Raw genomic sequence first — 24,458 nt, forward strand, 5'->3', positions numbered from 1 at the left:
GATCGCAAGGCGCGCGCGTGCCGGGCGTACCGGGTTCCGCGTGAAGCCCACGGCACCCTCCAAGAGACGATGCAGCAAGCCCTACCCGCTGTGCGCGCGCCTATGCACTGAGTTCCCAACCGCTGAGGTTCCAGGGCATTGTCGAGGCGACGTGACCTGACCGAATCGCTTCAGGATCTCTTCGGGTGCGACCGAATTCACAACCGTCAACGGTCCAGGTGTTTGCGCAAACTCCGGTCGACCTTGCGGGAGACACGGTCGAGGATGTCCTCGATCATCCTGCCCCGCTTGGGCTTCGCCTCGACATTGCCGAGTATGGCCAGTCCGTCCACATAGACCACGGGTGCGTCGGGTTCGCCCGAATCCAGCGTGCTCACCTCGAAGTTGCCCAGCACACCGCCGCCGGTGCCGCGCAACGAGACGTTCTCCGGGACGCGGATCTCGACGTTGCCGAAGACCGAGATCGCCTTGATCACGACCTGCTGGTACTCGAATATCGCCTCACTGAGGTCGATCTCGACGCTGCCGAAGACCGCGTACGCGTGCATACGGCGGCCCGCGCGCCAGCGGCCCTTGCGGACGGCGCTGCTGAAGACCGCCACCACGTTCTCGTCGGGGTCCATCGGGATCGCGCCCGGGGTGGGGCGGTTGGGCGCGGGGGTGTATCCCCGGGTCGCGTGGGGGCGGTAGGACTGGTGACCGGCGGGCAGGTCCCGGACGAAGACCTCCAGTTCGCCGACCGTCTTGGCGCTGAGCACGCCCTCGACGCGCTCGGCGTGCTCGTCGGGCGTGAGGCGGCCCTCGGCCAGCGCCTCGCGCAGCAGGTCGGCGACGCGGTCACGGTCGGCGTCCGAGGCGCGGAGTTCGGTGACGCGCGGTTCGGTGTGCTTCTGAAGGTCCACGAAAGCAGCGTACCCAAACGCGATAGATCGCGACTAGGGGTGTGGATGAACGGAACTCGCCGCCTCGTCCGAGCCTGCCCCTTCTCAACTGAGTCCTACCTAACAAGCTCCGCGCTCCCGGCAGGTCATACGCTGGTGGGCGCCCGCCAATGAAGGCAGGCCGCTGTCTTCGTCGAGTGAGGAATGGGCGAGATGCCTGAGTTCGCGTACACCGATCTGCTCCCCATGGGAGAGGACACCACCCCGTACCGGCTGGTGACCTCCGAGGGTGTCTCCACCTTCGAGGCCGACGGGCGCACGTTCCTCAAGGTCGAGCCGGAGGCGCTGCGCAAGCTCGCCGCCGAGGCCATCCACGACATCCAGCACTATCTGCGGCCTGCCCACCTGGCACAGCTGCGGCGGATCATCGACGACCCCGAGGCCTCGAACAACGACAAGTTCGTGGCGCTGGACCTGCTGAAGAACGCCAACATCGCGGCGGCCGGTGTGCTGCCCATGTGCCAGGACACCGGTACGGCGATCGTCATGGGCAAACGCGGGCAGAACGTGCTCACCGAGGGCGGCGACGAGGCGGCGCTCAGCCGTGGCATCTACGACGCCTACCTCAACCTGAACCTGCGCTACTCGCAGATGGCTCCGCTCACCATGTGGGAGGAGAAGAACACCGGGTCCAACCTGCCGGCCCAGATCGAGCTGTACGCGACGGACGGGGGCGCGTACAAGTTCCTGTTCATGGCGAAGGGCGGCGGCTCGGCCAACAAGTCGTTCCTCTACCAGGAGACGAAGGCCGTCCTCAACGAGGGCTCCATGATGAAGTTCCTGGAGGAGAAGATCCGGTCGCTGGGCACGGCGGCCTGTCCGCCGTACCACCTGGCGATCGTGGTCGGCGGTACGAGTGCCGAGTACGCGCTCAAGACCGCCAAGTACGCCTCCGCGCACTACCTGGACGAGATCCCGGCCGAGGGGTCGCCGCTCGGGCACGGCTTCCGGGACAAGGAGCTGGAGGAGAAGGTCTTCGAGCTGACGCAGAAGATCGGCATCGGTGCGCAGTTCGGCGGCAAGTACTTCTGCCATGACGTACGGGTGGTGCGCCTCCCCCGCCACGGCGCGTCCTGCCCCGTCGCCATCGCCGTGTCCTGCTCGGCCGACCGGCAGGCCGTCGCGAAGATCACCGCCGAGGGGGTCTTCCTTGAGCAGTTGGAGACGGACCCGGCGCGTTTCCTGCCGGAGACGACCGACGAGCACCTCGACGAGTCCGCCGACGTCGTCCGCATCGACCTGAACCAGCCGATGGACGACATCCTCGCCGAGCTGACCAAGTACCCGGTGAAGACGCGGCTTTCGCTGTCGGGGCCGCTGGTCGTGGCCCGTGACATCGCGCACGCCAAGATCAAGGAACGTCTTGACGCGGGTGAGGAGATGCCGCAGTACCTGAAGGATCACCCGGTGTACTACGCGGGTCCGGCCAAGACCCCCGAGGGGTACGCGTCCGGCTCATTCGGTCCGACGACGGCCGGCCGTATGGACTCCTACGTCGAGCAGTTCCAGGCGGCGGGCGGCTCCAAGGTGATGCTGGCGAAGGGGAACCGGTCGGCGCAGGTCACGAACGCGTGCGACGCGCACGGCGGCTTCTACCTCGGCTCGATCGGCGGCCCGGCCGCGCGCCTCGCCCAGGACTGCATCAAGAAGGTCGAGGTCGTCGAGTACGAGGAACTCGGCATGGAGGCGGTGTGGAAGATCGAGGTCGAGGACTTCCCGGCGTTCATCGTGGTCGACGACAAGGGCAACGACTTCTTCAAGGACCCGGCCCCGGCGCCTACGTTCACGAGCATTCCGGTGCGGGGGCCGGGGTTGGCGTAGTGGTTGTCGCCCCCGCCGCCCCTACCCGTCCCATCCCTGGGGGCTGCGCCCCCAGACCCCCCTTTCGGCCTGAACGGCCTCGTCCTCAAACGCCGGACGGGCTGAAGTGGCGGGCGCGGGTGGGAGGGTCGCGCTGAACGCGCTTGTCCTCAAACGCCGGACGGGCTGACTGACTCAGCCCGTCCGGCGTTTGAGGACAAGGCCCCTTCAGGGCCGTAGCGGGGGTTCGGGGGCGGCAGCCCCCGAGGGATGGGAACGGGTAAGGGCGGCGGGGGCGAGGGAATACGTCCCTCCGACCCCGCGCTGTCCCTTCCGGAGGTACGACGAATGACAACCGCTGGCCAGTACCGCACCGAGCACGACTCCATGGGCGAGGTGCGTGTCCCCGCACATGCCAAATGGCGGGCCCAGACCCAACGCGCCGTCGAGAACTTCCCCATCTCCGGGCAGCGCATCGAGCGTGCGCACATCGAGGCCCTCGCCCACATCAAGGGCGCCGCCGCCAAGGTCAACGCCGATCTCGGGGTCGTCGACAAGGACATCGCCGGGGCGATCCAGGAGGCCGCCGGGGAGGTCGCCGCCGGTGAGTGGGACGCGCACTTTCCCGTCGACGTGTTCCAGACGGGGTCCGGGACCTCGTCCAACATGAACGCCAACGAGGTCATCGCCACCCTTGCGAGTGAGCGGTTGGGGAAAGACGTACACCCCAATGATCATGTCAACGCGTCGCAGTCCTCCAACGACGTGTTTCCGTCCTCCATCCACATCGCCGCCACCGCCGCCGTCACCCGTGATCTGATCCCCGCCCTCGACCACCTCGCCGACTCCCTCAGCCGCAAGTCCGAGGAGTTCGCCGACGTCGTGAAGTCGGGGCGTACGCATCTCATGGACGCCACGCCCGTGACGCTCGGACAGGAGTTCGGGGGGTACGCCGCTCAGGTGCGGTACGGCGTCGAGCGGCTGCGGGCCTCCCTGCCCCGGCTCGCCGAGCTGCCCCTCGGCGGTACCGCTGTCGGGACCGGGATCAACACGCCTCCCGGGTTCTCCGCCGCCGTCATCGAGGAGGTGGCCCGCGCCACCGGGCTGCCCCTCACCGAGGCCCGCGATCACTTCGAGGCGCAGGGGGCCCGGGACGGGATCGTCGAGATCAGCGGGCAGCTCAAGACCATTGCCGTGGGGCTCACCAAGATCGCCAACGATCTTCGGTGGATGGCCTCGGGGCCTCGGACCGGGCTTGCCGAGATCAGCCTTCCTGATCTTCAGCCCGGCTCCTCCATCATGCCCGGCAAGGTCAACCCCGTCATTCCCGAGGCCGTGCTCATGGTGTCCGCGCAGGTCATCGGCAACGACCTCACCGTCACCACCGCCGGTTCCGCCGGGAACTTCGAGCTCAACGTCATGCTGCCTGTCATTGCCAAGAACGTGCTGGAGTCCGTTCGGCTCCTCGCCAACGCCTCGCGGCTGCTTGCCGATCGGACCGTCGACGGGATCGTCGCCCATCGCGAGCGGGCCCGGGAGTACGCCGAGTCCTCGCCCTCCGTGGTCACGCCGCTCAACAAGTACATCGGGTACGAGGAAGCCGCCAAGGTGGCCAAGAAGTCGCTCGCCGAGCAGAAGACGATTCGCCAAGTCGTCCTGGAGGGCGGGTACGTGGAGCGCGGTGATCTCACCGTCGAGCAGCTCGACACGGCCCTGGATGTCCTGCGGATGACGCGCCCGTAACGTCATTCGGCCAGTGGCGAGAACGGTGACGCGCACCGCAGCGTCACGTGCCCGGGGCACCTAATATCTCTCCATGACAGACGACGGAGCGGTGAGACGAGTGGAAGCGGGCGGATCGGCGGCGTACTGGTCCCCCGGCAGTCAGATTCTGTGGCGGTACCGTGAGAACTCCGGCGACCGCTTCCACATCGTGCGTCCCGTCACCGTCGTGCGGGATGATCCCGACGTCCTTGCCGTGTGGATGGCGCCCGGCACCGAATGCGTCAAGCCCGTGCTCGCCGACGGTACGCCCGTCCACGTGGAACCGCTGGAGTCGCGGTACACCAAACCCCGTACCGTGCAGAGGGATCGGTGGTTCGGGACCGGGGTGCTGAAGCTCGCGCGGCCCGGTGAGCCCTGGTCGGTGTGGCTGTTCTGGGAACCGGGCTGGCAGTTCAAGAACTGGTACGTGAACCTGGAGGAACCGCTGGTCCGTTGGGTCGGCGGGGTCGATTCCGAGGATCACTTCCTCGACATCACCGTGAGTCCCGACCGGACTTGGGAGTGGCGTGACGAGGACGAGTTCGCGCAGGCCCAGGAGGCCGGACTGATGGACGCCCAACTCGCCGAACGGGTAAGGGAAGCGGGGCGATCGGCGGTCGAGGTCATCCGCGCGTGGGGGGCGCCGTTCGCGGATGGCTGGCAGCACTGGCGACCGGATCCGTCCTGGGCTGTACCGTCACTGCCGGAGGACTGGGACCGTACGCCCGCGCACATGTCGTCATGAGACCCTTGATGCGCCCCCGGTGCGCAACCGTAGGATCGTCCTCCGCAAGGGCGCACAACCGTAACTCCCGGAACGTGCGCTGGGCTTGACCATACGTCACCGAGGGGCGGCAGGACGTGAGCGAGGGGTACGAGGGCAACACCGGTCCGGGCCGACCAGGGCCCGCCGGTGTAACAGGAACAACCTCTGACCACGCCGGTTTTCCGTTCCTGGGGCACGTATACCGGGTATCGGGAAGTCGGCGGGACCAACTGCGTGTACAGCGCGCAGCCCCGGACGGATGGATTCGACACGCGTGACGGAGCAACCCACCTCGCACGAGCGCAGTCGGCCGGGCACCGGCCGGCCGGACATCCCCGCGGACACCCGCGGGGCGCTTCTGCGTTCCCCGGAGGCGGCGGCTCTGCCTCTGCCGAAGCAGACGACAGGGCAGGGCGGGGGTGCAGGCGGACCGGAGGCCGCCGCAGGCCCTGTGACAGGCTCCGAGAGCCCCGAGACCGTCGGCGGCGCCGGTACGACCGGTAGGACCGCGCACGACGCGGGAACAGCGGGAACAGAGGCGGGAACAGGCGCGATGGCATCCAGCTCGGGTACTGGTACCGGTACGTCCGGCTCCACCGGCCCCAACCCCACCGGACCGCCGGCCACTCCAGGCCCCGAGCACTCGCAGCCCGACCAGCCGTCCTCCACCGGCCCCGACGCGCACCGCCCGCGTCCGGCGCCGGACAGCATCCCGGCCCAGCCGGGCGCCGAGAACCACGCGGTCACCGACCCGCCCTCCGACACCCTCGACATCGACCCGACCACGGGCGCCCTCGTGGGCAAGGAGCGGCGTTCCGGCCAGGGCAGCCCCACCGGCACGCCCCTGCCGATGCGGCGGGACGGCGACCGGCTGCGGTTCGTCGGCGCGGCCACCCGGCGGATCGCCCGGGGCATCGACCTCGACGAGATCGTGATGGGGCTGTGCCGGGCCACCGTGCCGACCTTCTCCGACACGATCCTCGTCTATCTGCGCGACCCGCTGCCCGTCGGCGACGAGCGGCCCACAGGGCCGCTGGTGCTGCGGCTGCGCCGTACGGACCGGCTGCCGCCGGAGCGGGACTCCGAGAACGCCTTCCTGGCCACCTCCGCCGTCCCGCAGCCGCCGCCCGAGCTGTCCCCGGTCAGCGCCGAACTGTGCGAGGTGCGGCCCGGTGGCGCGCTCGCCGAGGTGCTGCGCGGCGTCCGGCCCGTCTTCGCGGACGCGCCCGCCGCCCGCGCCGCCCTGCCCGAACTGCTGGGCGAGGGCTGCGATCTGGACGTACCGGACGGCCAGCGCGCGATCCTCGCCCCGCTGCGCGGCCGGCGCCGGGTCATCGGGGCCGCGCTCTTCCTGCGCCGCCCGGAGCGGATCCCGTTCGAGACGGACGACCTCCTCGTCGCCGCCCAACTGGCCACGCACAGCGCCCTAGGCATCGACAAGGCGGTGCTGTACGGCCGCGAGGCCTACATCGCCGACGAGTTGCAGCGCACGATGCTCCCGGAGACGCTGCCGCGCCCCACGGGTGTGCGGCTCGCGTCCCGTTACCTCCCCGCCGCCGAGACCGCCCGTGTCGGCGGTGACTGGTACGACGCCATCCCGCTGCCCGGCAGCCGCGTCGCCCTCGTCGTCGGTGACGTCATGGGGCACTCCATGACCAGCGCGGCCATCATGGGCCAGCTCCGGACGACCGCGCAGACCCTCGCGGGGCTCGACCTGCCCCCGCAGGAGGTTCTGCACCACCTCGACGAACAGGCCCAGCGCCTCGGCACCGACCGCATGGCGACCTGCCTGTACGCGGTGTACGACCCGGTATCGCACCGGATCACCATCGCCAACGCCGGCCATCCGCCGCCCGTCCTGCTGCACCTGGGCGGCCGGGCCGAGGTGCTGAAGGTGCCGTCCGGCGCGCCCATCGGGGTCGGCGGGGTCGACTTCGAGGCCGTGGAGCTGGACGCGCCCGCCGGCGCCACCCTCTTCCTCTACACCGACGGCCTCGTCGAGTCCCGGCTGCGGGACGTCTGGACCGGCATAGAGCAGTTGCGCGAGAAGCTCGCCGCGACCGCCCAGCTGACCGGCCCCGACCATCCGCCGCCCCTCGAAGCCCTGTGCGACGAGGTCCTCGACATGCTGGGCCCGGGCGACCGGGACGACGACATCGCGCTGCTCGCCGCCCGCTTCGACGGCATCGCGCCGAGCGATGTCGCGTACTGGTACCTGGACCCGGAGGACGCGGCGCCCGGCCGGGCCCGCCGGCTCGCCCGGCGCGCGCTGTCCCGCTGGGGTCTGGAGGACCTGACGGACTCGGTGGAGCTGCTGGTCAGCGAGGTCGTGACGAACGCGGTGCGCTACGCGTCCCGGCCGATCACGCTCCGGCTGCTGCGGACCGACGTACTGCGCTGCGAGGTCGGCGACGACGTGCCGCAGCTGCCGCGGCTGCGGCAGGCGCGGGCCACGGACGAGGGCGGGCGCGGGCTGTATCTCGTCAACCGGCTGGCCCGGCGCTGGGGTGCGACCCGGCTGAGCACCGGGAAGGTGGTCTGGTTCGAGCTGAACCGGACGTGAGCGGTCACGTGTACACGTGTACGAGAGGGGGCTCCCGGTGATCACCGGGAGCCCCCTCTCGTACGGGCCCTACGTGCCGGACGTGCCTACTGTCCGTCGTCCGGATCAGGGGGATCCAGGGTGATCCCGCCCGTCGGGGTCTCCGCCGGGCGGGTCGTCGGGATCTGGGTCGTAGGAGTCTGGGACGGGGTCTCGGAGGGCGTCTGGGACGGCGTCTGGGACGGGGTCTCGGACGGCGTCTCGGACGGCGTCTGGGACGGGGTCTCGGACGGCGTCTCGGACGGCGTCTCCGACGGGGTCGGGGTCGGCGAGGCCGTCGGCTTCACGCCCGCGCCCAGAGTGGTGTCCAGGTCGAACTTGGTCACCTTGCCCATCGCGCCGAAGGTGTACGTCGCCCAGATCTTCGCCGGATAGCCACCGCCGTTGATCCGGCCGCCGCTCGCGGCGATGAGACCCGTGGCGCCCTTCAGGGTGACCTGGTTCTGGGTCTTGGCGTCCTCGCCGAACAGGCCGACCGAGGTGGCCAGACCGGGTGTGTAGCCGGTGAACCAGGCCGACTTGTTCTCGTCGGACGTACCCGTCTTGCCGGCCACCTGCTGGCCCTTGCGGTTCTTCGCCTGGGCCACCGAGACCCGGGCCGTACCGTCGTCGACCACGCCCGTCAGCACCGAGGTGACCGCGTCGGCCGCCTCGCGGGTGATGATCTGCTCGCCCAGCGGGTTGGGGAAGTCGACCGTGCTGTCCTTGTGTTCGGCCGACTTCACGACGGCCGGGGTGACCTTGCGGCCGTGGTTGTCGAGGGTGGCGTAGACGCCGGCCATCTCCAGCGGGCTCGCGCCCATCGTGCCGAGGGTCTGTGCGGGCACCGCCTGCAACCCCTCGGTGTCCAGGCCGAGTTCGTCGGCGACCTTCATGACCTCGGACATGCCGACGTCGACGCCCATCTGCGCGAACACCGAGTTGATCGACTTGTTCATCGCCTCCTGGACGGTGACGTCGCCGTAGTCGTCGTCGTCCTCGTTCGGCGGGGCGAAGCCGACCTTCTTGCCGTCGGACACGACCTGCCTGCCGCTCGTGCCGTCGTAGATGGTGTCCGGGTCGATCAGATCGCCGTCCTGGGTGCGCGCCTTCTCCTCCATGGCCGCCGCGAGGATGATCGGCTTGAAGGTGGACGCGGGCTGGTAGTCCCGCCGGGTCGCGTTGCTGATGTAGTGCTTGAAGTAGTCGGTGCCGCCGTACAGCGCGAGCACCCGCCCGGTCTTCGGGTCGACGGACGCGGCGCCGGCCTGGACGTTGCCGTCGACCTTGCGCTTCTTCGCGTCGAGCTTGCTGGTGAGCTGGCTCTTGACGGCGTCCTCGAGCGCGGTCTGCTTCTTCCGGTCGATGTTGAGGGTGATCGTCCAGCCGCCCGCGTCCACCAGCGCGTTGGCGCTGTTGGTGTCGTCCGCCGTGCCCTGGGCGACGAGCTGCTTGGCCAGCGCGTTCTTGGCGGCGTCGACGAGGTAGCCGGTCTGGCCCTCCAGGCCCGGGGCGCCCTTCGGGTCCTTGGGCACCGGGAACTTCATGGCGTCGCGCTTGGTCTTGTCGAGCCAGCCCTCGTCGACCATGTTGTCGAGTACGTAGTTCCAGCGGGCGGTGACCAGCTTCTTGCTCGTCGGTGAGGCGACGGCCCAGTCGTACTGGCTCGGCGCCTGGAGCAGCGCGGCGAGGTAGGCACCCTGCTCGACGCTGAGCTTCTTGGCGTCGACGCGGTAGTAGGCCTGCGCGGCGGCCTGGATGCCGTAGGAGTCACGGCCGTAGTAGTTGGTGTTGATGTAGCCGGCGAGGATGTAGTCCTTGGACCTGCTGCGGTCCACCTTCAGCGAGATGACCAGTTCCTTCAGCTTGCGCGTGATGGTCTGGTCCTGGTCCAGGTAGTAGTTCTTGACGTACTGCTGGGTGATCGTCGAACCACCCTGCTTGCCCTTGCCGGACAGGGTGTTGATCAGACCTCGGGCGGTGCCCTTGAAGTCGACGCCGGCGTCCTTGTAGAAGGACTTGTTCTCGGCGGCGACAAAGGTCAGCTGGACCTTCTTGGGCACCTCGGCCAGGTCCACGATCTCGCGGTTGACCGTGCCGGTGCGGGCGAGGACGGTGCCGTCGCTGTACTTGTAGACGTTGCTCTGCTTCTCCGCGGCGGCGTTGCCCGCGGGCACGTCGATCATCGCGTAGAGCACGACGAAGGCGCCCATGCCGAGCAGCAGGAAGCCGAAGAACGCGCCGAGGATCTTCTTCCAGGTGAACATACGGCGCAAGAAACTCTTACCGTCCTTCTTACCGCCCTTGCCCGCCTTGCCACTTCTGCCGCGTGCCGCGGCCCTGCTCGCCGCCCTGCCCATGGGCTCGGTCGCGGTCGCGGTCGCGGTCCCGGTGTCCGTGCCGGTCGCGCTCTCGGTCCCGGCCTCGGTCTCGGTCGCCGCGTCTCTGGTCGAGCGCTTGGGCGCCGCGCGGCGGCCACCGCGATGCTGCCGCGCTCGTCTCTCTTCCGCTCGTCCCATGGGTCGCTTCGCTCCGCTTCCTTCTTGTGTTACGTCTCGTACGTCACACAGGTTCGTGGCACAGGTCAGCTCCGAAAACTAACACCGTCGGACAAGCCGACGAGATTCCGATCCGGTGTTTTACGGACGTGACAATCAGCACCAGCCCCACTGGAACCGACTACCAGGGGCTGCGGAAGGTTGCCGAAGCCGCTAAAGTGATATCACTTAGATAGAAACTTGCTAGGCTCCGGCCGCGACGGCCGAGAAACGGGGGCACCACCCATGACCACGCACGACTCCGCACCGACGACCGATCTGCCCGACATGCCCGATCCCCAGTTCCGGGAGTTCCAGGCCCACAGCATCGGGGGCGGGCTCGCCCTGCTGATGGGACTGCTCGGCGTCGTGCTCGGCGTCGGCCTGATCGTCGCCGCGACGGCGGTGACCGGAGGCGGCGCCAAGGCCGCCCTGATCGTCCCGGGCATCCTGATCAGCCTCTCCGCCTTCATCGCCATGTGCGGCCTGAACATGGTGGCGCCGGGCGAGGCCCGGGTCGTCCAGCTCTTCGGGCGCTACCGGGGGACGATCCGCGAGGACGGGCTGCGCTGGGTGAATCCGCTCACCTCACGCTCCAAGATCTCGACGCGGGTACGCAACCACGAGACCGCCGTCCTCAAGGTGAACGACGCCTACGGCAACCCGATCGAACTCGCCGCCGTCGTCGTCTGGAAGGTCCAGGACACCGCCCAGGCCAGCTTCGAGGTGGACGACTTCCTGGAATTCGTCGCCACCCAGACCGAGGCGGCCGTCCGGCACATCGCCATCGAGTACCCGTACGACGCCCATGACGAGGACGGGCTCTCGCTGCGCGGCAACGCCGAGGAAATCACCGAGAAGCTGGCCGTCGAGCTGCACGCGCGCGTGGAGGCGGCCGGCGTCCACATCATCGAGTCCCGCTTCACCCACCTCGCGTACGCTCCCGAGATCGCCTCGGCGATGCTCCAGCGGCAGCAGGCGGGGGCGGTCGTCGCGGCGCGGCGGCAGATCGTGGACGGCGCGGTGGGCATGGTCGAGGCCGCGCTCGCCCGGATCACCGAGCAGGACATCGTGGAGCTGGACTCCGAACGTAAGGCGGCGATGGTGTCGAACCTGATGGTGGTGCTGTGCGGTGACCGTGCGGTGCAGCCCGTACTGAACACGGGGTCCTTGTACCAGTGACCGTTCCTTCCGAGGGGCCGGCCCCTCAGCGTCGGCCGCAGCAGCAGCGCAAGCAGGTGCTGTTGCGGCTGGACCCCGCCGTGTACGAGGCGCTGGCCCGCTGGGCGGGGGACGAGCTGCGCTCGGCCAACGCGCAGATCGAGTTCGTGTTGCGGCGGGCGTTGGCGGAGGCGGGTCGGTTGCCGGGGGAAGCGGGGCCCATCCCTCGGCGCGGGCGTCCTCCTGGGGGCTCCGCCCCCAGACCCCCTTCGGCCTGAACGGCCTCGCCCTCAATCGCCGGACGGGCTGGATGCGCCCGTCCGGCGCCGAAATGTACCCGGTGACAGAACCGTGACAATCGGCCCCCACCTGCACACTCACGCGATCTATACACGGCAGGTATACACACGACGTATACCCCGTGCGTATAGTCCTCCCCATGTCCATCGGTCACACCCTTCTAGGACTCCTGGAGTCCGGCCCCCGGCACGGTTACGACCTGAAGCGGGCCTTCGACGAGAAGTTCGGTCACGATCGCCCGCTGCACTACGGGCAGGTCTACTCGACGATGTCCCGGCTGCTGAAGAACGGGCTCGTCGAGGTCGACGGGATCGAGGCGGGCGACGGGCCCGAGCGCAAGCGGTACGCGATCACCGACGCCGGGATCACCGACGTACAGCGGTGGCTCGCGACGCCGGAGAAGCCCGAGCCGTACCTGCAATCGGTCCTCTACACGAAGGTCGTCCTCGCGCTCCTCACCCACCGGAACGCCGGTGACATCCTCGACACGCAGCGCTCCGAGCATCTGCGGATGATGCGCATCCTGACCGAGCGCAAGCGCAAGGGCGACCTCGCCGACCAGCTCGTCTGCGACCACGCCCTGTTCCATCTCGAAGCCGATCTGCGCTGGCTGGAACTGACCGCCGCGCGTCTCGACAAGCTCGCTCTGGCGGTGACGGCACCATGACCACTGTTCCTCCCGGTTCCCTGCTCGTCGCGAGCGACCTGCGCAAGGCCTACGGTCCGACCACCGCGCTCGACGGCGCCGAGTTCTCGATCCACCCCGGTGAGGTCGTCGCCGTGATGGGCCCGTCCGGGTCCGGCAAGTCGACCCTGCTGCACTGTCTCGCCGGGATCGTGCCACCCGACTCCGGCTCCATCACGTACAACGGGCGTGAGCTGGCCGGGATGAGCGACGCCCAGCGCAGTCAGCTGCGGCGCTCCGAGTTCGGGTTCGTGTTCCAGTTCGGGCAGCTCGTTCCCGAACTGACGTGCGTCGAGAATGTCGCCCTTCCGCTGCGGCTGGGCGGGACCTCCCGCAAGGAGGCCGAGCGGACCGCGCTGTCCTGGATGGAACGGCTGGAGGTCGACGACCTCAAGGGCAAGCGGCCCGGCGAGGTGTCCGGCGGGCAGGGGCAGCGGGTCGCGGTCGCGCGGGCGCTGGTCACCAGCCCCCGGGTGCTGTTCGCCGACGAGCCGACCGGCGCGCTCGACTCGCTCAACGGCGAGCGCGTGATGGAGCTGCTCACCGAGGCCGCCCGGTCGACCAACGCGGCCGTCGTGCTCGTCACGCACGAGGCACGGGTGGCCGCCTACTCGGACCGCGAGATCGTCGTACGGGACGGCAAGTCGCGGGACATGGAGCGCGTCATATGAACGTGCGGCAGTGGGGCAGGGACCTCGGTATGGGGGTTCGGTTCGCCTTCACGGGTGGGCGCGAGGGCTGGGGGCGGGTCCTGCTGACGGCCGTCGGGGTCGGGCTCGGGGTGGCGCTGCTGCTGCTGACGACCGCCATCCCGAGCGCGCTGTCGACCCGGGCCGAGCGCTCGAACGACCGCGCGAGCGTCATGTACGTCGACACGCTGCTGCCGAAGGCCGACAACACGGTGATCGTCGCCAAGGCCGACACGGCCTTCCGCGCGGACGACATATACGGGCGGGAGCTGGACCCCGAAGGGCTACGGGCGCCCTTGCCACCGGGGATCGACGAGTTCCCCGCAGTCGGGGAGATGATCGTCTCGCCGGCTCTCGAACGGCTGCTGAAGTCCGGCGACGGCAAGCTGCTGCGCGAGCGGCTGCCGGACCGGATCGTCGGCACCATCGACGACAGCGGGCTCGTCGGACCGGCCGAACTCGCCTTCTACCGGGGGGCCGACGACCTGGCGGAGCACCTCAGCAGCGGTACGGTCACGCGGATCGACCGGTTCGGAGATCTCCAGGAGACGTCCGAGGCGATGGACCCCATCCTGCTCCTCCTCACCCTCGTCATCTTCGTCGTCCTGCTGATGCCGGTCGGCGTCTTCATCGCCACGGCCGTACGGTTCGGCGGTGAGCGGCGCGACCGGCGGCTGGCCGCGCTGCGGCTGGTCGGGGCCGACGGCCGGATGACCCGGCGGATGGCCGCCGGCGAGGCGTTCGCGGGCGCGGCGGTCGGGCTCGTCCTCGGCACCGTCTTCTTCCTGATCGGCCGTCAGGCCGCGGGGCACATCACCGTCCTCGACATCAGCGTGTTCCCCAGTGATCTGAATCCGGCGCCCGCGCTGGCCCTCCTGGTCGCGGTCGCCGTGCCGGTGGCCGCGGTGCTGGTCACCCTGTTCGCACTGCGCGGTGTGGTCATCGAACCGCTCGGCGTGGTGCGTACGGCCCGGCCCCCGCGCCGTCGGCTGTGGTGGCGGCTGCTGCTGCCGCTGGGCGGAGTCGCGGCGCTCTACCCCATGATCGGGCAGGGCCGCAGCGGGAAGTTCAACGACGCCCTCGTCATCACCGGTGTCACGCTCCTGCTCGTCGGAGTGACCGCGCTCCTGCCCTGGGTCATCGAGGCGGTGGTCGCCCGGCTCGGCTCCGGCGGCCTCTCCTGGCAACTGGCCGTCCGACGGCTCCAGTTGAGCAGTGGTACGGCGGCCCGCACGGTGAACGGCATCGCGGTGGCGGTGGCCGGGGCGATCGCACTCCAGATGTTCTTCACCGGGGTCTCCGTCGGCTACACGACCGACTCGGACCAGGACCTCAGCCGGGCCCAGATGGAACTCACCCCGTCGGACGGCGTACCGCTCGTGGCGACGGGCCGACAGCTCGCCGAGACCGAGGGGGTCCGGAAGGTCACCGTGCTGACCCCTGCTACGGCGAGCGAGAAGGCCAAGGACCCGCAGGAGTTCATCGAGGTGACCGTCGGGGACTGCGCGGCGCTGCGCGACGTGGGCCGGCTCCCCTCATGCCGCGACGGCGACTCCTTCGTCGTGCAGGGCGACGAGGAGTACGCCAGGGACTCGCCCGAACTGCTCAAGCCCGGCCGCACGCTGTACGTCAGCGCGTCCTACGACTGGGGCGAGCGCCCGCCGGTCGCCTGGACAGTACCGGGGAACGTCCAGCAGGCCGGCATGATCGAGGACCCGTCCGGGGTCGAGCGCGGCGGCATCCTCGCCACGCCGGGCGCCCTGCCCAAGGAGATCATGGCGCAGTCCTCCGGAGTGATCTACATCGGCCTCGACCCCAAGGTGCCGGACGCCCGCGACCTGGTCCGGAACGCGTCGGCGCGGATCGACCGTCTCTCCGATCCCATGACCTGGACGGAGACCAACCGCGCCAAGCGGTTCGACTCGATCCGCACCGGCCTGTTCGTCGGTTCCACCTGTGTCCTGCTGCTGATCGGCATCAGCCTGCTGGTCTCCCAGCTGGAGCAGCTGCGCGAGCGCAGGAAGCTGCTGTCGTCCCTGGTCGCCTTCGGTACCCGGCGGCGCACCCTGAGCCTGTCGGTGCTGTGGCAGACGGCGATCCCGATCGGGCTGGGGCTGGTGCTGTCGTCGGTGGTGGGGCTGACCCTGGGGGTGGTCCTGCTGAAGATGACGCGCACGTCGGTCCACGTCGACTGGACCGCCGTACTGGCGATGACCGGCATCGGCGCGGGAGTCGTGCTCCTCGTGACGCTGCTGAGCCTGCCGCCGCTGCTGCGGCTGATGCGCGCGGACGGCCTGCGCACGGAGTGACGCTCCCCCGCGCACGCACGCCGACGGGCCCCTCCCCCCGAGGGGCCCGTCGGCGTTCCGCCCGGAGGCTCAGAGGCTGTACTCCTTGACCACCCGTCGCACCTGGGCGAAGAGCATCCCGACGTTGACCGACTTGCGGCAGACGACCACGGCGACGACGTCCTGCTGCTCGTTCAGCCGCACAAACAGGTGGGTGAGGTTCTCGCTGTTGACGAGGATCTCCTGGAAGAAGTGCTGGTCGCTCTGGGTGCCCCGCCGTTCCTTGAACACGTCCTCGATCATCACGACCGTACGGCCCTGGAACAGGTCGAGGGTCGCGCCCGCCAGCAGGTCGAGCACCTCGGGCGGATGGTTGTCGACCGTCTCGTACGAGAGCAGCATCCCGGTGGACATGTCGACGACGCCCGAGGCGACACACTCGGGGGCATCGGTACGGAGCGCCTTGACCAGGCTCATGACCTGGTCGGAGAAACCTGTGGTCATGCGTTTCGTCCCCATCCTTTCCTTCACACTCCTTCGGTCGCCACGGAGGAGTCCGTCGCGGTGAGGATCGACCCGATGCGCCGCAGCGCCGGCTGGGTCGCCCGGTGCAGCCGGTCGAGGTCGACGCCCTCGTCGCCGAGTACGACCATCAGCGCGGTGTCGCCGACGGCGTAGAAGGCGGCGCAGCCCTGGCTGCCGTAGGTGACCGTCTGGCGCAGGGTGCCCCGGCCGGTCGCCTGGGCGGCCCGTCGGGCGAGCCCCAGTCCGGCGGCGGCGAGGGCGGCGAGGCCCTCCGGGTCGATCGACTCGGCGGTGTCCGCCGCGATGAGCAGTCCGTCGGTGGCGGCGACGGCCGTATCGGTTATTCCGTCCACCTGTTCACGCAGGTCGCGCATTTCCATGGCCAGCGCTTTGTGGTCCATGCACTCAACTCCCCTATGGGCTTCTAAGAATTTCCATGAGTTCCGTTCCGCATTCGGAAGAACCCTTTCCAGCTCGTCCCGCGCTTTTCCGGGGCGAGAGATTCGGTGATGCCACTGGCGCCGGGTTCCCGGCGGGGCAGTGCGGGAGCAGGACCTTTCGGCACCGGTTGCGCGTCGGAGGCGAGGACGGCGGCCAGCGCGGTGACGACCGCGGGGTCGACGTACGAGGGCGGCAGCGGCGGTGGTGGCGGCGGGAGCGGTGGTGGAGGAGGTGCCGGCGGGGGCGGCTTGCGCTGCCGCAGGCCCTCCGCCGACACCCGTACGACCGGCAGGGGCGCGGCCCCCTCGGCGCACTCCAGAAGCCCGGCCCCGAGCATCCGCGCCACCTCGACGGTCACCGTGTACACGCCCCGACCGGTACGGAACGCGAGGTCACGGGCGGTGCGACGGCCGTCGGCCTCGGCGATCAACTCCCGCTGCACGGGGGTGAGTCGCCCCTCGTCCACGGCGGCCGGCGCCGAACCCGGGGTCGGGCGCTCGCGGTTGGGGCGTACCGGGTGGGGCAGGGCGGCGAGGGCGGCCAGTTTGCGGTTGGCGTCCTGGAGCAGGCGGACCGGCCCCTCGCCGACCGGGACGGGGGCGGGCGCCTCGGCCCCGGGGTCGCGTTCGCAGGCGTCCACCCGGCCGGCGACGACCGCGAAGACGGCGTCCCGTAACGCCATCATGCAGACGACCCGCAACTGGGCGGCGCCCGCGTACCCGTGCCTGATCAGCTCCGTGCCGGGCCAGCGCGCTCCCCCGGCCTCGCGCACCAGCTCGGCCCACTCCTCGCCGCTGATCCGGCGGGACCGCAGCAGCAGGGCCTCGGGGCCCGGCGCCCCCGGGCTCTCGGCGCCGACGACGAGCCCGCGCCGGAAGTGGAAGGTCCCGCCGGGACTGCCGACCGCGCGCAGCGCCCCGGTGAACTCCTCGCGCCCGCACTCGGCCAGGGCGCTGAGCAGCACGTGGTAGCCGATCCGGCCCAGGGAATCGGCGTCGGATTCGGACACGGAATCGCGGATGACCGACATCACTCCCCTTGCCATTTCACCTGGGCATTTCGCACATACGCCTGACGCGTAGCACTGAGGGGGTATGTGTATCAGTCCGGGCGCATATTCCGGCCGGGGTCTCGCTACCTGACGGAAGTTGAATTCTCTCGCCGCCGAAGCGTCACCGAACGGTCTTTGTTCGACGCTCATCTGACCGAACGGTCACCGGTTCGGTGACCGGTTCAGTCGCCCAGTACGCGCACGGGCAACGGCCGCAGCGCCTCCCGCAGCGCCGCCGCCAGCTCCTCGTACTCCGCGCTCCGCACGGCACCCGCGCGCATCGCGAGGCCGATCCGGCGGGTCGGGGCGGGGGCGGCGAAGCGGCCGGTGCGGAGCTGGTCGCTGCGGCCCGCCTCGACCTTGACGGCGGTGTGCGGCAGCAGCGTCACGCCGAGGCCGCCGGCCACGAGCTGGACGAGCGTGGACAGGCCGGCGGCCGTGGTGGTGACCGGGGCGTCCGCGCGCCCGGCGTCACGGCAGATGTCGAGCGCCTGGTCGCGCAGACAGTGCCCTTCGTCCAGGAGCAGCAGGTCCAGCTCGCGCAGCGCCTCGCGCGGGATGTCCGTATGCCCGCCGAGGGGGTGGTCGAGGGGCGTGACGAGCACGAAGTCCTCGTCGAACAGGGGGAGTTCGAGGATGCCGGGCAGGCCGGTCGGTACGGCGATCAGGAGCAGGTCGAGACGGCCGGTGGTCAGGCCGTCCAGGAGTGCGGCGGTCTGCTCCTCGTGGACCTGGAGGTCGAGGGCCGGGTAGCGGTCCTGGACGAGACGCAGGACGGCGGGCAGCAGATAGGGCGCGACGGTGGGGATCACCCCGAGCCGCAGCGCCCCGGTGAAGGGCGCGCGCACGGCCTCGGCCTCCTCCATCAGCGCGCCGACCGCGTCCAGCACCGCCCGGGCGCGTACGGCGAGCCGCTCACCGGCGGGCGACAGCAGCACCTTGCGGGTGGTGCGCTCGACCAGGGTGACGCCGAGGGCCTCCTCCAGGGCGGAGACGGCACCCGAGAGGGCGGGCTGGCTCATGCCGATCGTGGCGGCGGCGTCCCGGAAGTGCAGATGGTCCGCGACGGCCACGAAGGCACGCAGCTGGGCGAGACTGGGGCGACGGCGCCCGTCGGTGGTCCTGGCGGCGGCCATGCCCGTACCCCCGACTCCCGACCGATGGTTTGCTGGTGTTCACTGGTCCACTGATAGTTTTCACGGATCAACACGGAAGAGTGTAGTGATTCGCCCGATCAATGGTGGTGAGTGGGTATGGGCATCGCGGAACTGAGGTCCGCCCTGCCGGACTTCGCGGCGGATCTGCGCCTCAACCTGGGCTCGGTCGTCGACCGCTCCCGGCTCACCCCGCAGCAGCTGTGGGGCACGCTGCTGGTCTCCGCGATCGCGTCCCGCTCGCCGCGAGTACTGCGCGAGCTGGGCCCTGAGGCCAGGGCGCGGCTCTCGCCGGCGGCGTACACGGCCGCCCGGTCCACCGCGGCCGTCATGGCGATGAACAACGTCTTCCACCGCACCCGCCATCAGCTCTCCGACCCGGAGTACGCCCGGCTGCGCACCGGGCTGCGGGCGAACGTGCTCGGCGATCCGGGCGTCGAGCGGACCGACGCCGAGCTGTGGTCGGTGGCGGTGTCGGCGGTCAACGGTTGCGGCGCCTGCCTGGACGCGCACGAGCGGGTGCTGCGCGGGGCGGGCGTCGACCGGGAGACGGTCCAGGAGGCGTTCAGGATCGCGGCGGTGGTGCAGGCGGTCGGCACGACACTGGACGCGGAGGCGATCCTCACCGGGCGCTGAGGGGCGAGCGGCGCCGGCGACTGGACTCGGCACGCGGTACGTCCGACAATGGGCGGACCCTCACTCCGTTCGTCGCCGCCTTCGTCGTACCGGCCGCGAGGACCGTGTTTCTCCGATTGAGGGAGCCACCGCAATGACCGTCGTCCTGGTGCTGATGGCCGCTGTCGCGCTGACGGCCGCCGCCGTCCTGCCGCGTGTGCTGACCCGGGCCGGCTGGCCCGACCGGGAGCCGGTGCTGGGGCTGTGGGTCTGGCAGTGCCTGGTCGCCACGGTGCTGGCGTGCTGTCTCGCCGCGCTGCTGCTGGGTGCGACGGCCGCGTTCGGGACCGTACGGGCCCATGCCTTCGCACCGGCGCCGGACGCCGTCACCGCCGCGTACGGGCTGGGCCCCGCGCCCGTCTGGCTCACCGTCCTGACGCTGCTGCTGGCCTGTGGGGCTGCCTGGACGGTCGCCATGCTCGCCCGGGAACTCGCCGAGGCGCGCAGACGGCGTCGGCTGCGGCGGCTGCATCTGCGGGAGCGGGCGCCGGATCTGCCCGCCGGGTTCCCGGCGGCGCGGGGGCCGTTGCTGGTCCTTGAGGACGAGTATCCCGACGCCTGGCTACAGCCGGGGCCCACGCCTCGACTCGTCGTCACCACGGGTGCGTTGCGGCGACTGTCCGACCATGAGCTGGACGCCGTACTCGCCCATGAACTCGGTCATGCGCGGGCCCGTCACGACTGGCTGCTGCATCTGTCGCAGGCGCTGGCGTCCGGGTTCCCGCGGGTGCCTGTCTTCGCGCACTTCCGGGACCAGACGTATCGGCTGGTCGAGCTGGCCGCGGACGACACGGCGTCGCGGCGGTGTGGTCACCGTACGACCGCGGTCGCGCTGATCGAGCTGAACCGGCATCGGGGTGTGCTGTCCTGCGCGTGTACGCGGGGGCAGTTGGGGGATCGGGTCGAGCGGTTGTTGGCGCCGCCGCCTCGGTTGGATGCGGGGTATCGCGCTGCTGCGCTTTTGGCTGCGGCGCTGGCCCCGTTGATTCCGCTGCTTATTGCTTTGGGGCCGGCTTTGAAGGTGCTCAACTGACTTTCGTCTGCGGGTTCGCTGTGGCTGGTCGCGCCCACGCGGCGGAGCCGCAAATCGACACAGCCCCGCGCCCCTTTAAGGGGCCTGCGGCCCCTCAGGGGCACTTCCCAGGGCCGTTGCTCCTCCCTGGGGGTGGGCCTGGGAGTACGAGTGGAGGTAACTGACGACCGTGTTCGTCACCGCTACCAGGGGTACGGCTACCACCGCGCCGCCGATTCCTGCCACCATGCCGCCCGCCGCCACCGACAGGACCACCGCCAGGGGGTGGACCCGGACCGCGCGGCCCAGGATGAAGGGCTGGAGGACGTGGCCCTCGATCTGCTGTACGGCCAGGACCACCACGACGACCAGGACCGCCGTGAAGACGCCCTGTGTCACCAGTGCCACCACGACCGCCAGGGCGCCCGAGGCGACCGCGCCGACCAGGGGGATGAAGGAGAACAGGAAGATGAACACGGCCAGCGGGACGGCCATCGGGACGTCCAGGAAGTAGATGCCGAGGCCGATGAAGATGGCGTCGATCAGAGCCACTATCACCGTGCCGCGCACATACGCCGTCAGCGTGCGCCAGGCTCGCGGGCCCGCGCCGGCGACACCGGGCCGGGCCGCCGCCGGAACCAGCTTCAGCGTCCACTCCCAGATGCGCTTGCCGTCGTAGAGCAGGAAGAGGGTCGAGAAGGCGGCCAGCAGTATGCCGGTCAGCGTCTCGACGATGACGGTGACGCCCTCCAGGCCCGCCGACGTGATCTCGTCCGTGTTGGCGCCGATCGCGTCGCGCAGGTTCTCGGCGATCTTGTTGATCTGCTTGTCGGTGACGTGGAAGGGGCTGTTGAGCAGCCAGTTGCGCAGTTCGTCGACGCCGTCCTGGACCTGGTCGGAGAGCTGGTCGGTGTTCTCGATGACCTGCCAGGTCACGAACCAGCCGATCAGGCCCATCACGACGAAGCCGAGGATCGCGGTGAGCGCGGTCGCGGGCCCGCGTGGCATGCCCCACCGGGTGAGACGGGCGACGGTCGGCTGGAGCAGCGCGGTGATGAGCAGCGCCACCACGAAGGCGAAGACGACGAGTTGGACGGCGCTGATGACCCGCATCAGCACCCAGAGGGTCCCCGCCAGGATCAGCAGCCGCCAGCCCGCCTCGGCGGCGACCCGTACGCCCCAGGGGACCACGGAGGCGGGTTCGGGGCGGATCGCGGGCACTACGGGGGCGGTGGAGGTCGTGGAGGCGGCAGGGGGCTCGTCGTGCTCGGGGGCCGGTTCCGGTGACGGCGGGGAGAGGGTGTCGTCCGTGTGTTCCTTCTCCACCTCGGCCCGGCGTTCGTCCAACCGCTCGCCCATCTCGGTCAGCCGGGTACCGATCCGGCCGAGCCAATGCGGCACTCGCGACATGATGCGTCCCCGTCCCCCCATCACTCCCTCTGCGGTCCGCGTCCGACCGTACATGGCCGAAGCCCCTCACCGAAGGACGGTGAGGGGCTCGGAAAGGTTGAGAGAACTGAGCCTGGAGATGCGCGGCGGCTCAGTAGTAGTTGTTGACCTGCCAGAACTCCCACGCGCCGCAGGGGCTGTCGTAGCGGTCGTTCATGTAGCTCAGGCCCCACTTGATCTGGGTGGCCGGGTTCGTCGCCCAGTCGGCGCCTGCCGAGGACATCTTGGAGCCCGGGAGCGCCTGGACGAGACCGTACGCGTCGGAGCTGGGGTTGTCCGCCTGGTAGTTCCAGCTGGACTCGTGGTCCACGATGTTGCTGAAGCACTGGAACTGGTCGGCCGGGACGATCTGGCGCGCCATCTCCTGGACTTCGGCGATCGTGTACGAGGCCTGCTGGGGGAAGCTGGACGCGTCGCGCGTCGCGGAGCGGCTGGCCGCCTCTTCCGCGGCCTTGCGCGCCTTGGCCTCTTCCTCGGCCTTCTCGGCGGCCTTCTGCTTGGCCACGGCGTCCTTGGCAGCCTGCTTGCGCGCAGACTCCTCGGCGTCCTTCTTCGCGGTGGCGTCCGCGGCGATGGCCTGGACATCGGCCTGCTGCGTCAGGGACGCGGTCTGCACCTGGGCCTGGGAGCCCACGGGTATGTCCGTGAGCAGCGTGGTGTCGCCTACCAGTGCCTCGGCGTCGTTGGGAGTGCCGGTCTGGCCGGAGGCCACACCTGTAACTGCGCCGACAGCGGTGACCGCGGTGGCCGAGGCCACTGCCAGTCCCCGGACCGAAATCCGGCTCACACGGTTTCCTTCCAGCATCGCCCGCTTCGGTGACCCTGGCGGACGCAATCTTGCCCCAAGACGCTGGCCTCCCAACTGCGGGGTCACGGGAGACGCGGGCCCGGTGGGCAACTCCCTTGCGGGGAGCGCCGCGTGGTGCACGGGCGGCATACGACGGGGAGTATGGAGTTGACTGTGATGCTGCTGTGGTGCCGTATCGCTGGGGGCACAGATGTGTCGTATGCGGGGCCTGACAGGAGTGAGACTCTAGCCGTACCCGGACGCCGGGTGGCAATTCTGAGTTGAGTGTGAAAGCTCACACCTCGTTTGCCCCAGGTGATTTGAGGAAAGCCGCAGACGCGGAAGCGCCGCCCGGCTAGGCTCTTCGCCTTTGCCGGACGGCGCCAACTTGAGGAATTCTCGGGTCAGATGTGCCCGTCCTCCAGCATTTCGGTCACCAGGGCCGCGATCTGGGACCGTTCGGACCGGTTGAGGGTGACATGCGCGAAGAGCGGGTGTCCCTTCAGCTTCTCGACGACGGCGACGACACCGTCGTACCGGCCGACTCGCAGATTGTCCCGTTGTGCCACGTCATGGGTGAGAACCACCCGTGAGTTGGAGCCGATCCGGGACAGCACGGTGAGCAGGACGTTCCGCTCCAGCGACTGTGCCTCGTCCACGATCACGAACGCGTCGTGGAGCGAGCGGCCGCGGATGTGGGTGAGCGGCAGCACTTCGAGCATGCCGCGTGCGGTGATCTCCTCGATGACCTCGCGGCTGGTGACCGCGGACAGCGTGTCGAAGACCGCCTGGGCCCAGGGGCCCATCTTCTCGGACTCGGAGCCGGGCAGATAGCCCAGTTCCTGCCCGCCCACCGCGTACAGCGGCCGGAAGACCATCACCTTCTGGTGCTGCCTCCGCTCCAGCACGGCCTCGAGTCCGGCGCACAGCGCGAGCGCCGACTTGCCGGTACCGGCCCGGCCGCCCATCGACACGATCCCGATGTCCGGATCGAGCAGGATGTCGAGCGCGATCCGTTGCTCCGCACTCCTCCCCTTGATACCGAAGACCTCGCGATCCCCGCGTACGAGGCGGACGTTGCCCTCGGACGTCACGCGCCCCAGGGCCTTGCCGCGCTCGGACTGGATCGTCAGACCGGTGTGCACCGGCAGTTCGGCTGCCTCGGGGACGTAGGCGTGCCCTTCCTCGAAGAGGAGGTCCACCTGCTCGCCGGCCAGGGTCAGTTCGGACATTCCGGTCCAGCCGGAGGAGCCCGTGATGGCCAGCTCCGCGCGGTACTCCTCGGCGAGGAGTCCGACGGACGAGGCCTTGATCCTGAGCGGCAGGTCCTTCGACACGACCGTGACGTCGTACCCCTCGGCCTGAAGATTGCGGGCGACCGCGAGGATGCGGGAGTCGTTGTCCCCCAGGCGATAGCCGCTTGGCAGCACGCTGGGGTCCGAGTGGTTGAGCTCGACACGGACGGTGCCACCCAGCTCCCCGATCGGAATCGGGGCGTCGAGGCGACCGAACCGGACCCGGAACTCGTCCAGCAGGCGCAGGGCCTGCCGGGCGAAGTACCCGAGTTCGGGATGGTGCCGCTTGGCCTCCAGTTCTGTGACCACGACGATCGGCAGCACGACTTCGTGCTCGTCGAAGCGGTTCAGAGCGCCTGGATCGGCCAGCAGGACGCTGGTGTCGAGAACATAGGTGCGCCGGTCTGGCATACGGCGCTTTGTGCTGGTCACCACGGAAGGACGTACCCCCTCGGATGAGGTCGGGGAGCGACGAAGGAGATCTGGACCGGTCGACGGCCGCAGTGCGCGGGCCGAGAACCGGCCCTCCGCCTGTTCGCCCGTGCTGTGACCACACG

At 69.8% G+C, this 24,458-nt stretch carries 20 protein-coding genes; 11 read left to right on the forward strand and 9 right to left on the reverse strand.

Annotated features, from left to right (window positions below; genetic code table 11):
• Positions 1–206: 206 nt before the first annotated feature.
• Positions 207–902: a DUF1707 domain-containing protein gene (locus OG787_RS15820; protein WP_369037901.1), complete on the reverse strand. Its 696-nt coding sequence runs from the start codon at positions 900–902 to the stop codon at positions 207–209.
• Between the two features lie 192 nt (positions 903–1,094).
• Here OG787_RS15820 and OG787_RS15825 point away from each other — a divergent pair, with 192 nt between their 5' ends.
• From OG787_RS15825 to OG787_RS15840, 4 genes are all read left to right on the forward strand, one after another.
• Positions 1,095–2,762, forward strand: coding sequence for a fumarate hydratase (locus OG787_RS15825; protein ID WP_369037900.1), 1,668 nt, complete (start codon positions 1,095–1,097; stop codon positions 2,760–2,762).
• Positions 2,763–3,089: 327 nt separating this feature from the next.
• Complete coding sequence (locus tag OG787_RS15830) at positions 3,090–4,484, forward strand: class II fumarate hydratase (RefSeq protein WP_369035078.1); 1,395 nt, start codon at positions 3,090–3,092, stop codon at positions 4,482–4,484.
• Between the two features lie 73 nt (positions 4,485–4,557).
• Complete coding sequence (locus OG787_RS15835; RefSeq protein ID WP_405535535.1) at positions 4,558–5,250, forward strand: DUF402 domain-containing protein; 693 nt, start codon at positions 4,558–4,560, stop codon at positions 5,248–5,250.
• Between the two features lie 574 nt (positions 5,251–5,824).
• Positions 5,825–7,834, forward strand: coding sequence for a SpoIIE family protein phosphatase (locus OG787_RS15840; RefSeq protein ID WP_405540495.1), 2,010 nt, complete (start codon positions 5,825–5,827; stop codon positions 7,832–7,834).
• A gap of 86 nt (positions 7,835–7,920) precedes the next feature.
• Here OG787_RS15840 and OG787_RS15845 read toward each other — a convergent pair whose 3' ends face one another.
• Positions 7,921–10,371, reverse strand: a complete 2,451-nt coding sequence (locus tag OG787_RS15845) for a transglycosylase domain-containing protein (protein ID WP_405535536.1) — start codon at positions 10,369–10,371, stop codon at positions 7,921–7,923.
• 264 nt (positions 10,372–10,635) lie between these two features.
• Between OG787_RS15845 and OG787_RS15850 the strand changes: the two genes are divergently transcribed.
• The 5 genes from OG787_RS15850 to OG787_RS15870 all read left to right on the forward strand — a co-directional run bounded on the left by OG787_RS15850 (position 10,636) and on the right by OG787_RS15870 (position 15,533).
• The gene (locus OG787_RS15850) at positions 10,636–11,571 is read left to right on the forward strand and encodes an SPFH domain-containing protein (RefSeq protein WP_369035074.1); all 936 of its coding nucleotides are present in this window, start codon (positions 10,636–10,638) and stop codon (positions 11,569–11,571) included.
• Complete coding sequence (locus OG787_RS15855) at positions 11,568–11,828, forward strand: hypothetical protein (protein WP_369035073.1); 261 nt, start codon at positions 11,568–11,570, stop codon at positions 11,826–11,828. The genes OG787_RS15850 and OG787_RS15855 overlap by 4 nt, the downstream gene beginning before the upstream one ends.
• Before the next feature lie 161 nt (positions 11,829–11,989).
• On the forward strand, positions 11,990–12,517 hold the full coding sequence (locus OG787_RS15860) for a PadR family transcriptional regulator (protein ID WP_369035072.1): 528 nt from the start codon (positions 11,990–11,992) through the stop codon (positions 12,515–12,517).
• On the forward strand, positions 12,514–13,206 hold the full coding sequence (locus OG787_RS15865) for an ABC transporter ATP-binding protein (protein ID WP_405535537.1): 693 nt from the start codon (positions 12,514–12,516) through the stop codon (positions 13,204–13,206). The genes OG787_RS15860 and OG787_RS15865 overlap by 4 nt, the downstream gene beginning before the upstream one ends.
• Complete coding sequence (locus OG787_RS15870) at positions 13,203–15,533, forward strand: FtsX-like permease family protein (protein WP_405535538.1); 2,331 nt, start codon at positions 13,203–13,205, stop codon at positions 15,531–15,533. Before OG787_RS15865 ends, OG787_RS15870 begins: the two co-directional genes overlap by 4 nt.
• A gap of 69 nt (positions 15,534–15,602) precedes the next feature.
• Here the strand turns inward: OG787_RS15870 and OG787_RS15875 are convergent, their stop codons facing one another.
• The 4 genes from OG787_RS15875 to OG787_RS15890 form a co-directional block, all read right to left on the reverse strand.
• A complete protein-coding gene (locus OG787_RS15875; RefSeq protein WP_389358971.1) occupies positions 15,603–16,031 on the reverse strand; it encodes a hypothetical protein in 429 nt (142 codons plus the stop codon).
• Between the two features lie 8 nt (positions 16,032–16,039).
• Complete coding sequence (locus OG787_RS15880; RefSeq protein ID WP_235475141.1) at positions 16,040–16,438, reverse strand: roadblock/LC7 domain-containing protein; 399 nt, start codon at positions 16,436–16,438, stop codon at positions 16,040–16,042.
• A 23-nt stretch (positions 16,439–16,461) separates the two neighbouring features.
• Complete coding sequence (locus tag OG787_RS15885; protein ID WP_405535539.1) at positions 16,462–17,487, reverse strand: MarR family transcriptional regulator; 1,026 nt, start codon at positions 17,485–17,487, stop codon at positions 16,462–16,464.
• A 224-nt stretch (positions 17,488–17,711) separates the two neighbouring features.
• Entirely contained in the window at positions 17,712–18,665 is a 954-nt protein-coding gene (locus OG787_RS15890; RefSeq protein ID WP_369035067.1) for a hydrogen peroxide-inducible genes activator, read from the reverse strand.
• A 117-nt stretch (positions 18,666–18,782) separates the two neighbouring features.
• Between OG787_RS15890 and OG787_RS15895 the strand changes: the two genes are divergently transcribed.
• Positions 18,783–19,319: a carboxymuconolactone decarboxylase family protein gene (locus OG787_RS15895; RefSeq protein WP_405535540.1), complete on the forward strand. Its 537-nt coding sequence runs from the start codon at positions 18,783–18,785 to the stop codon at positions 19,317–19,319.
• 133 nt (positions 19,320–19,452) lie between these two features.
• Positions 19,453–20,391: a M56 family metallopeptidase gene (locus tag OG787_RS15900; RefSeq protein ID WP_369035065.1), complete on the forward strand. Its 939-nt coding sequence runs from the start codon at positions 19,453–19,455 to the stop codon at positions 20,389–20,391.
• A 75-nt stretch (positions 20,392–20,466) separates the two neighbouring features.
• Here the strand turns inward: OG787_RS15900 and OG787_RS15905 are convergent, their stop codons facing one another.
• The 3 genes from OG787_RS15905 to OG787_RS15915 form a co-directional block, all read right to left on the reverse strand.
• Complete coding sequence (locus tag OG787_RS15905) at positions 20,467–21,780, reverse strand: AI-2E family transporter (protein WP_369035064.1); 1,314 nt, start codon at positions 21,778–21,780, stop codon at positions 20,467–20,469.
• 130 nt (positions 21,781–21,910) lie between these two features.
• Positions 21,911–22,606, reverse strand: coding sequence for a transglycosylase SLT domain-containing protein (locus tag OG787_RS15910; protein WP_369035063.1), 696 nt, complete (start codon positions 22,604–22,606; stop codon positions 21,911–21,913).
• A gap of 404 nt (positions 22,607–23,010) precedes the next feature.
• Positions 23,011–24,336 (reverse strand): PhoH family protein, encoded by a 1,326-nt coding sequence (locus OG787_RS15915; RefSeq protein ID WP_369035062.1) that lies wholly within the window; start codon positions 24,334–24,336, stop codon positions 23,011–23,013.
• Between the last annotated feature and the right edge of the window lie 122 nt (positions 24,337–24,458).

Source organism: Streptomyces sp. NBC_00075, from assembly GCF_045041225.1.
GTDB classification, from domain to species: domain Bacteria; phylum Actinomycetota; class Actinomycetes; order Streptomycetales; family Streptomycetaceae; genus Streptomyces; species Streptomyces adonidis.

Bases quoted from the DNA above. Each gene is read 5' to 3' on its own strand.
- OG787_RS15840 (WP_405540495.1), top strand. From the start codon at position 5,825: ATGGCATCCAGCTCGGGTACTGGTACCGGTACGTCCGGCTCCACCGGC.
- OG787_RS15870 (WP_405535538.1), top strand. From the start codon at position 13,203: ATGAACGTGCGGCAGTGGGGCAGGGACCTCGGTATGGGGGTTCGGTTC.
- OG787_RS15865 (WP_405535537.1), top strand. From the start codon at position 12,514: ATGACCACTGTTCCTCCCGGTTCCCTGCTCGTCGCGAGCGACCTGCGC.
- OG787_RS15895 (WP_405535540.1), top strand. From the start codon at position 18,783: ATGGGCATCGCGGAACTGAGGTCCGCCCTGCCGGACTTCGCGGCGGAT.
- OG787_RS15875 (WP_389358971.1), bottom strand. From the start codon at position 16,031: ATGGGGACGAAACGCATGACCACAGGTTTCTCCGACCAGGTCATGAGC.
- OG787_RS15850 (WP_369035074.1), top strand. From the start codon at position 10,636: ATGACCACGCACGACTCCGCACCGACGACCGATCTGCCCGACATGCCC.
- OG787_RS15825 (WP_369037900.1), top strand. From the start codon at position 1,095: ATGCCTGAGTTCGCGTACACCGATCTGCTCCCCATGGGAGAGGACACC.
- OG787_RS15860 (WP_369035072.1), top strand. From the start codon at position 11,990: ATGTCCATCGGTCACACCCTTCTAGGACTCCTGGAGTCCGGCCCCCGG.
- OG787_RS15880 (WP_235475141.1), bottom strand. From the start codon at position 16,438: ATGGACCACAAAGCGCTGGCCATGGAAATGCGCGACCTGCGTGAACAG.
- OG787_RS15900 (WP_369035065.1), top strand. From the start codon at position 19,453: ATGACCGTCGTCCTGGTGCTGATGGCCGCTGTCGCGCTGACGGCCGCC.
- OG787_RS15830 (WP_369035078.1), top strand. From the start codon at position 3,090: ATGACAACCGCTGGCCAGTACCGCACCGAGCACGACTCCATGGGCGAG.
- OG787_RS15905 (WP_369035064.1), bottom strand. From the start codon at position 21,780: ATGTCGCGAGTGCCGCATTGGCTCGGCCGGATCGGTACCCGGCTGACC.
- OG787_RS15890 (WP_369035067.1), bottom strand. From the start codon at position 18,665: ATGGCCGCCGCCAGGACCACCGACGGGCGCCGTCGCCCCAGTCTCGCC.
- OG787_RS15835 (WP_405535535.1), top strand. From the start codon at position 4,558: ATGACAGACGACGGAGCGGTGAGACGAGTGGAAGCGGGCGGATCGGCG.
- OG787_RS15845 (WP_405535536.1), bottom strand. From the start codon at position 10,371: ATGGGACGAGCGGAAGAGAGACGAGCGCGGCAGCATCGCGGTGGCCGC.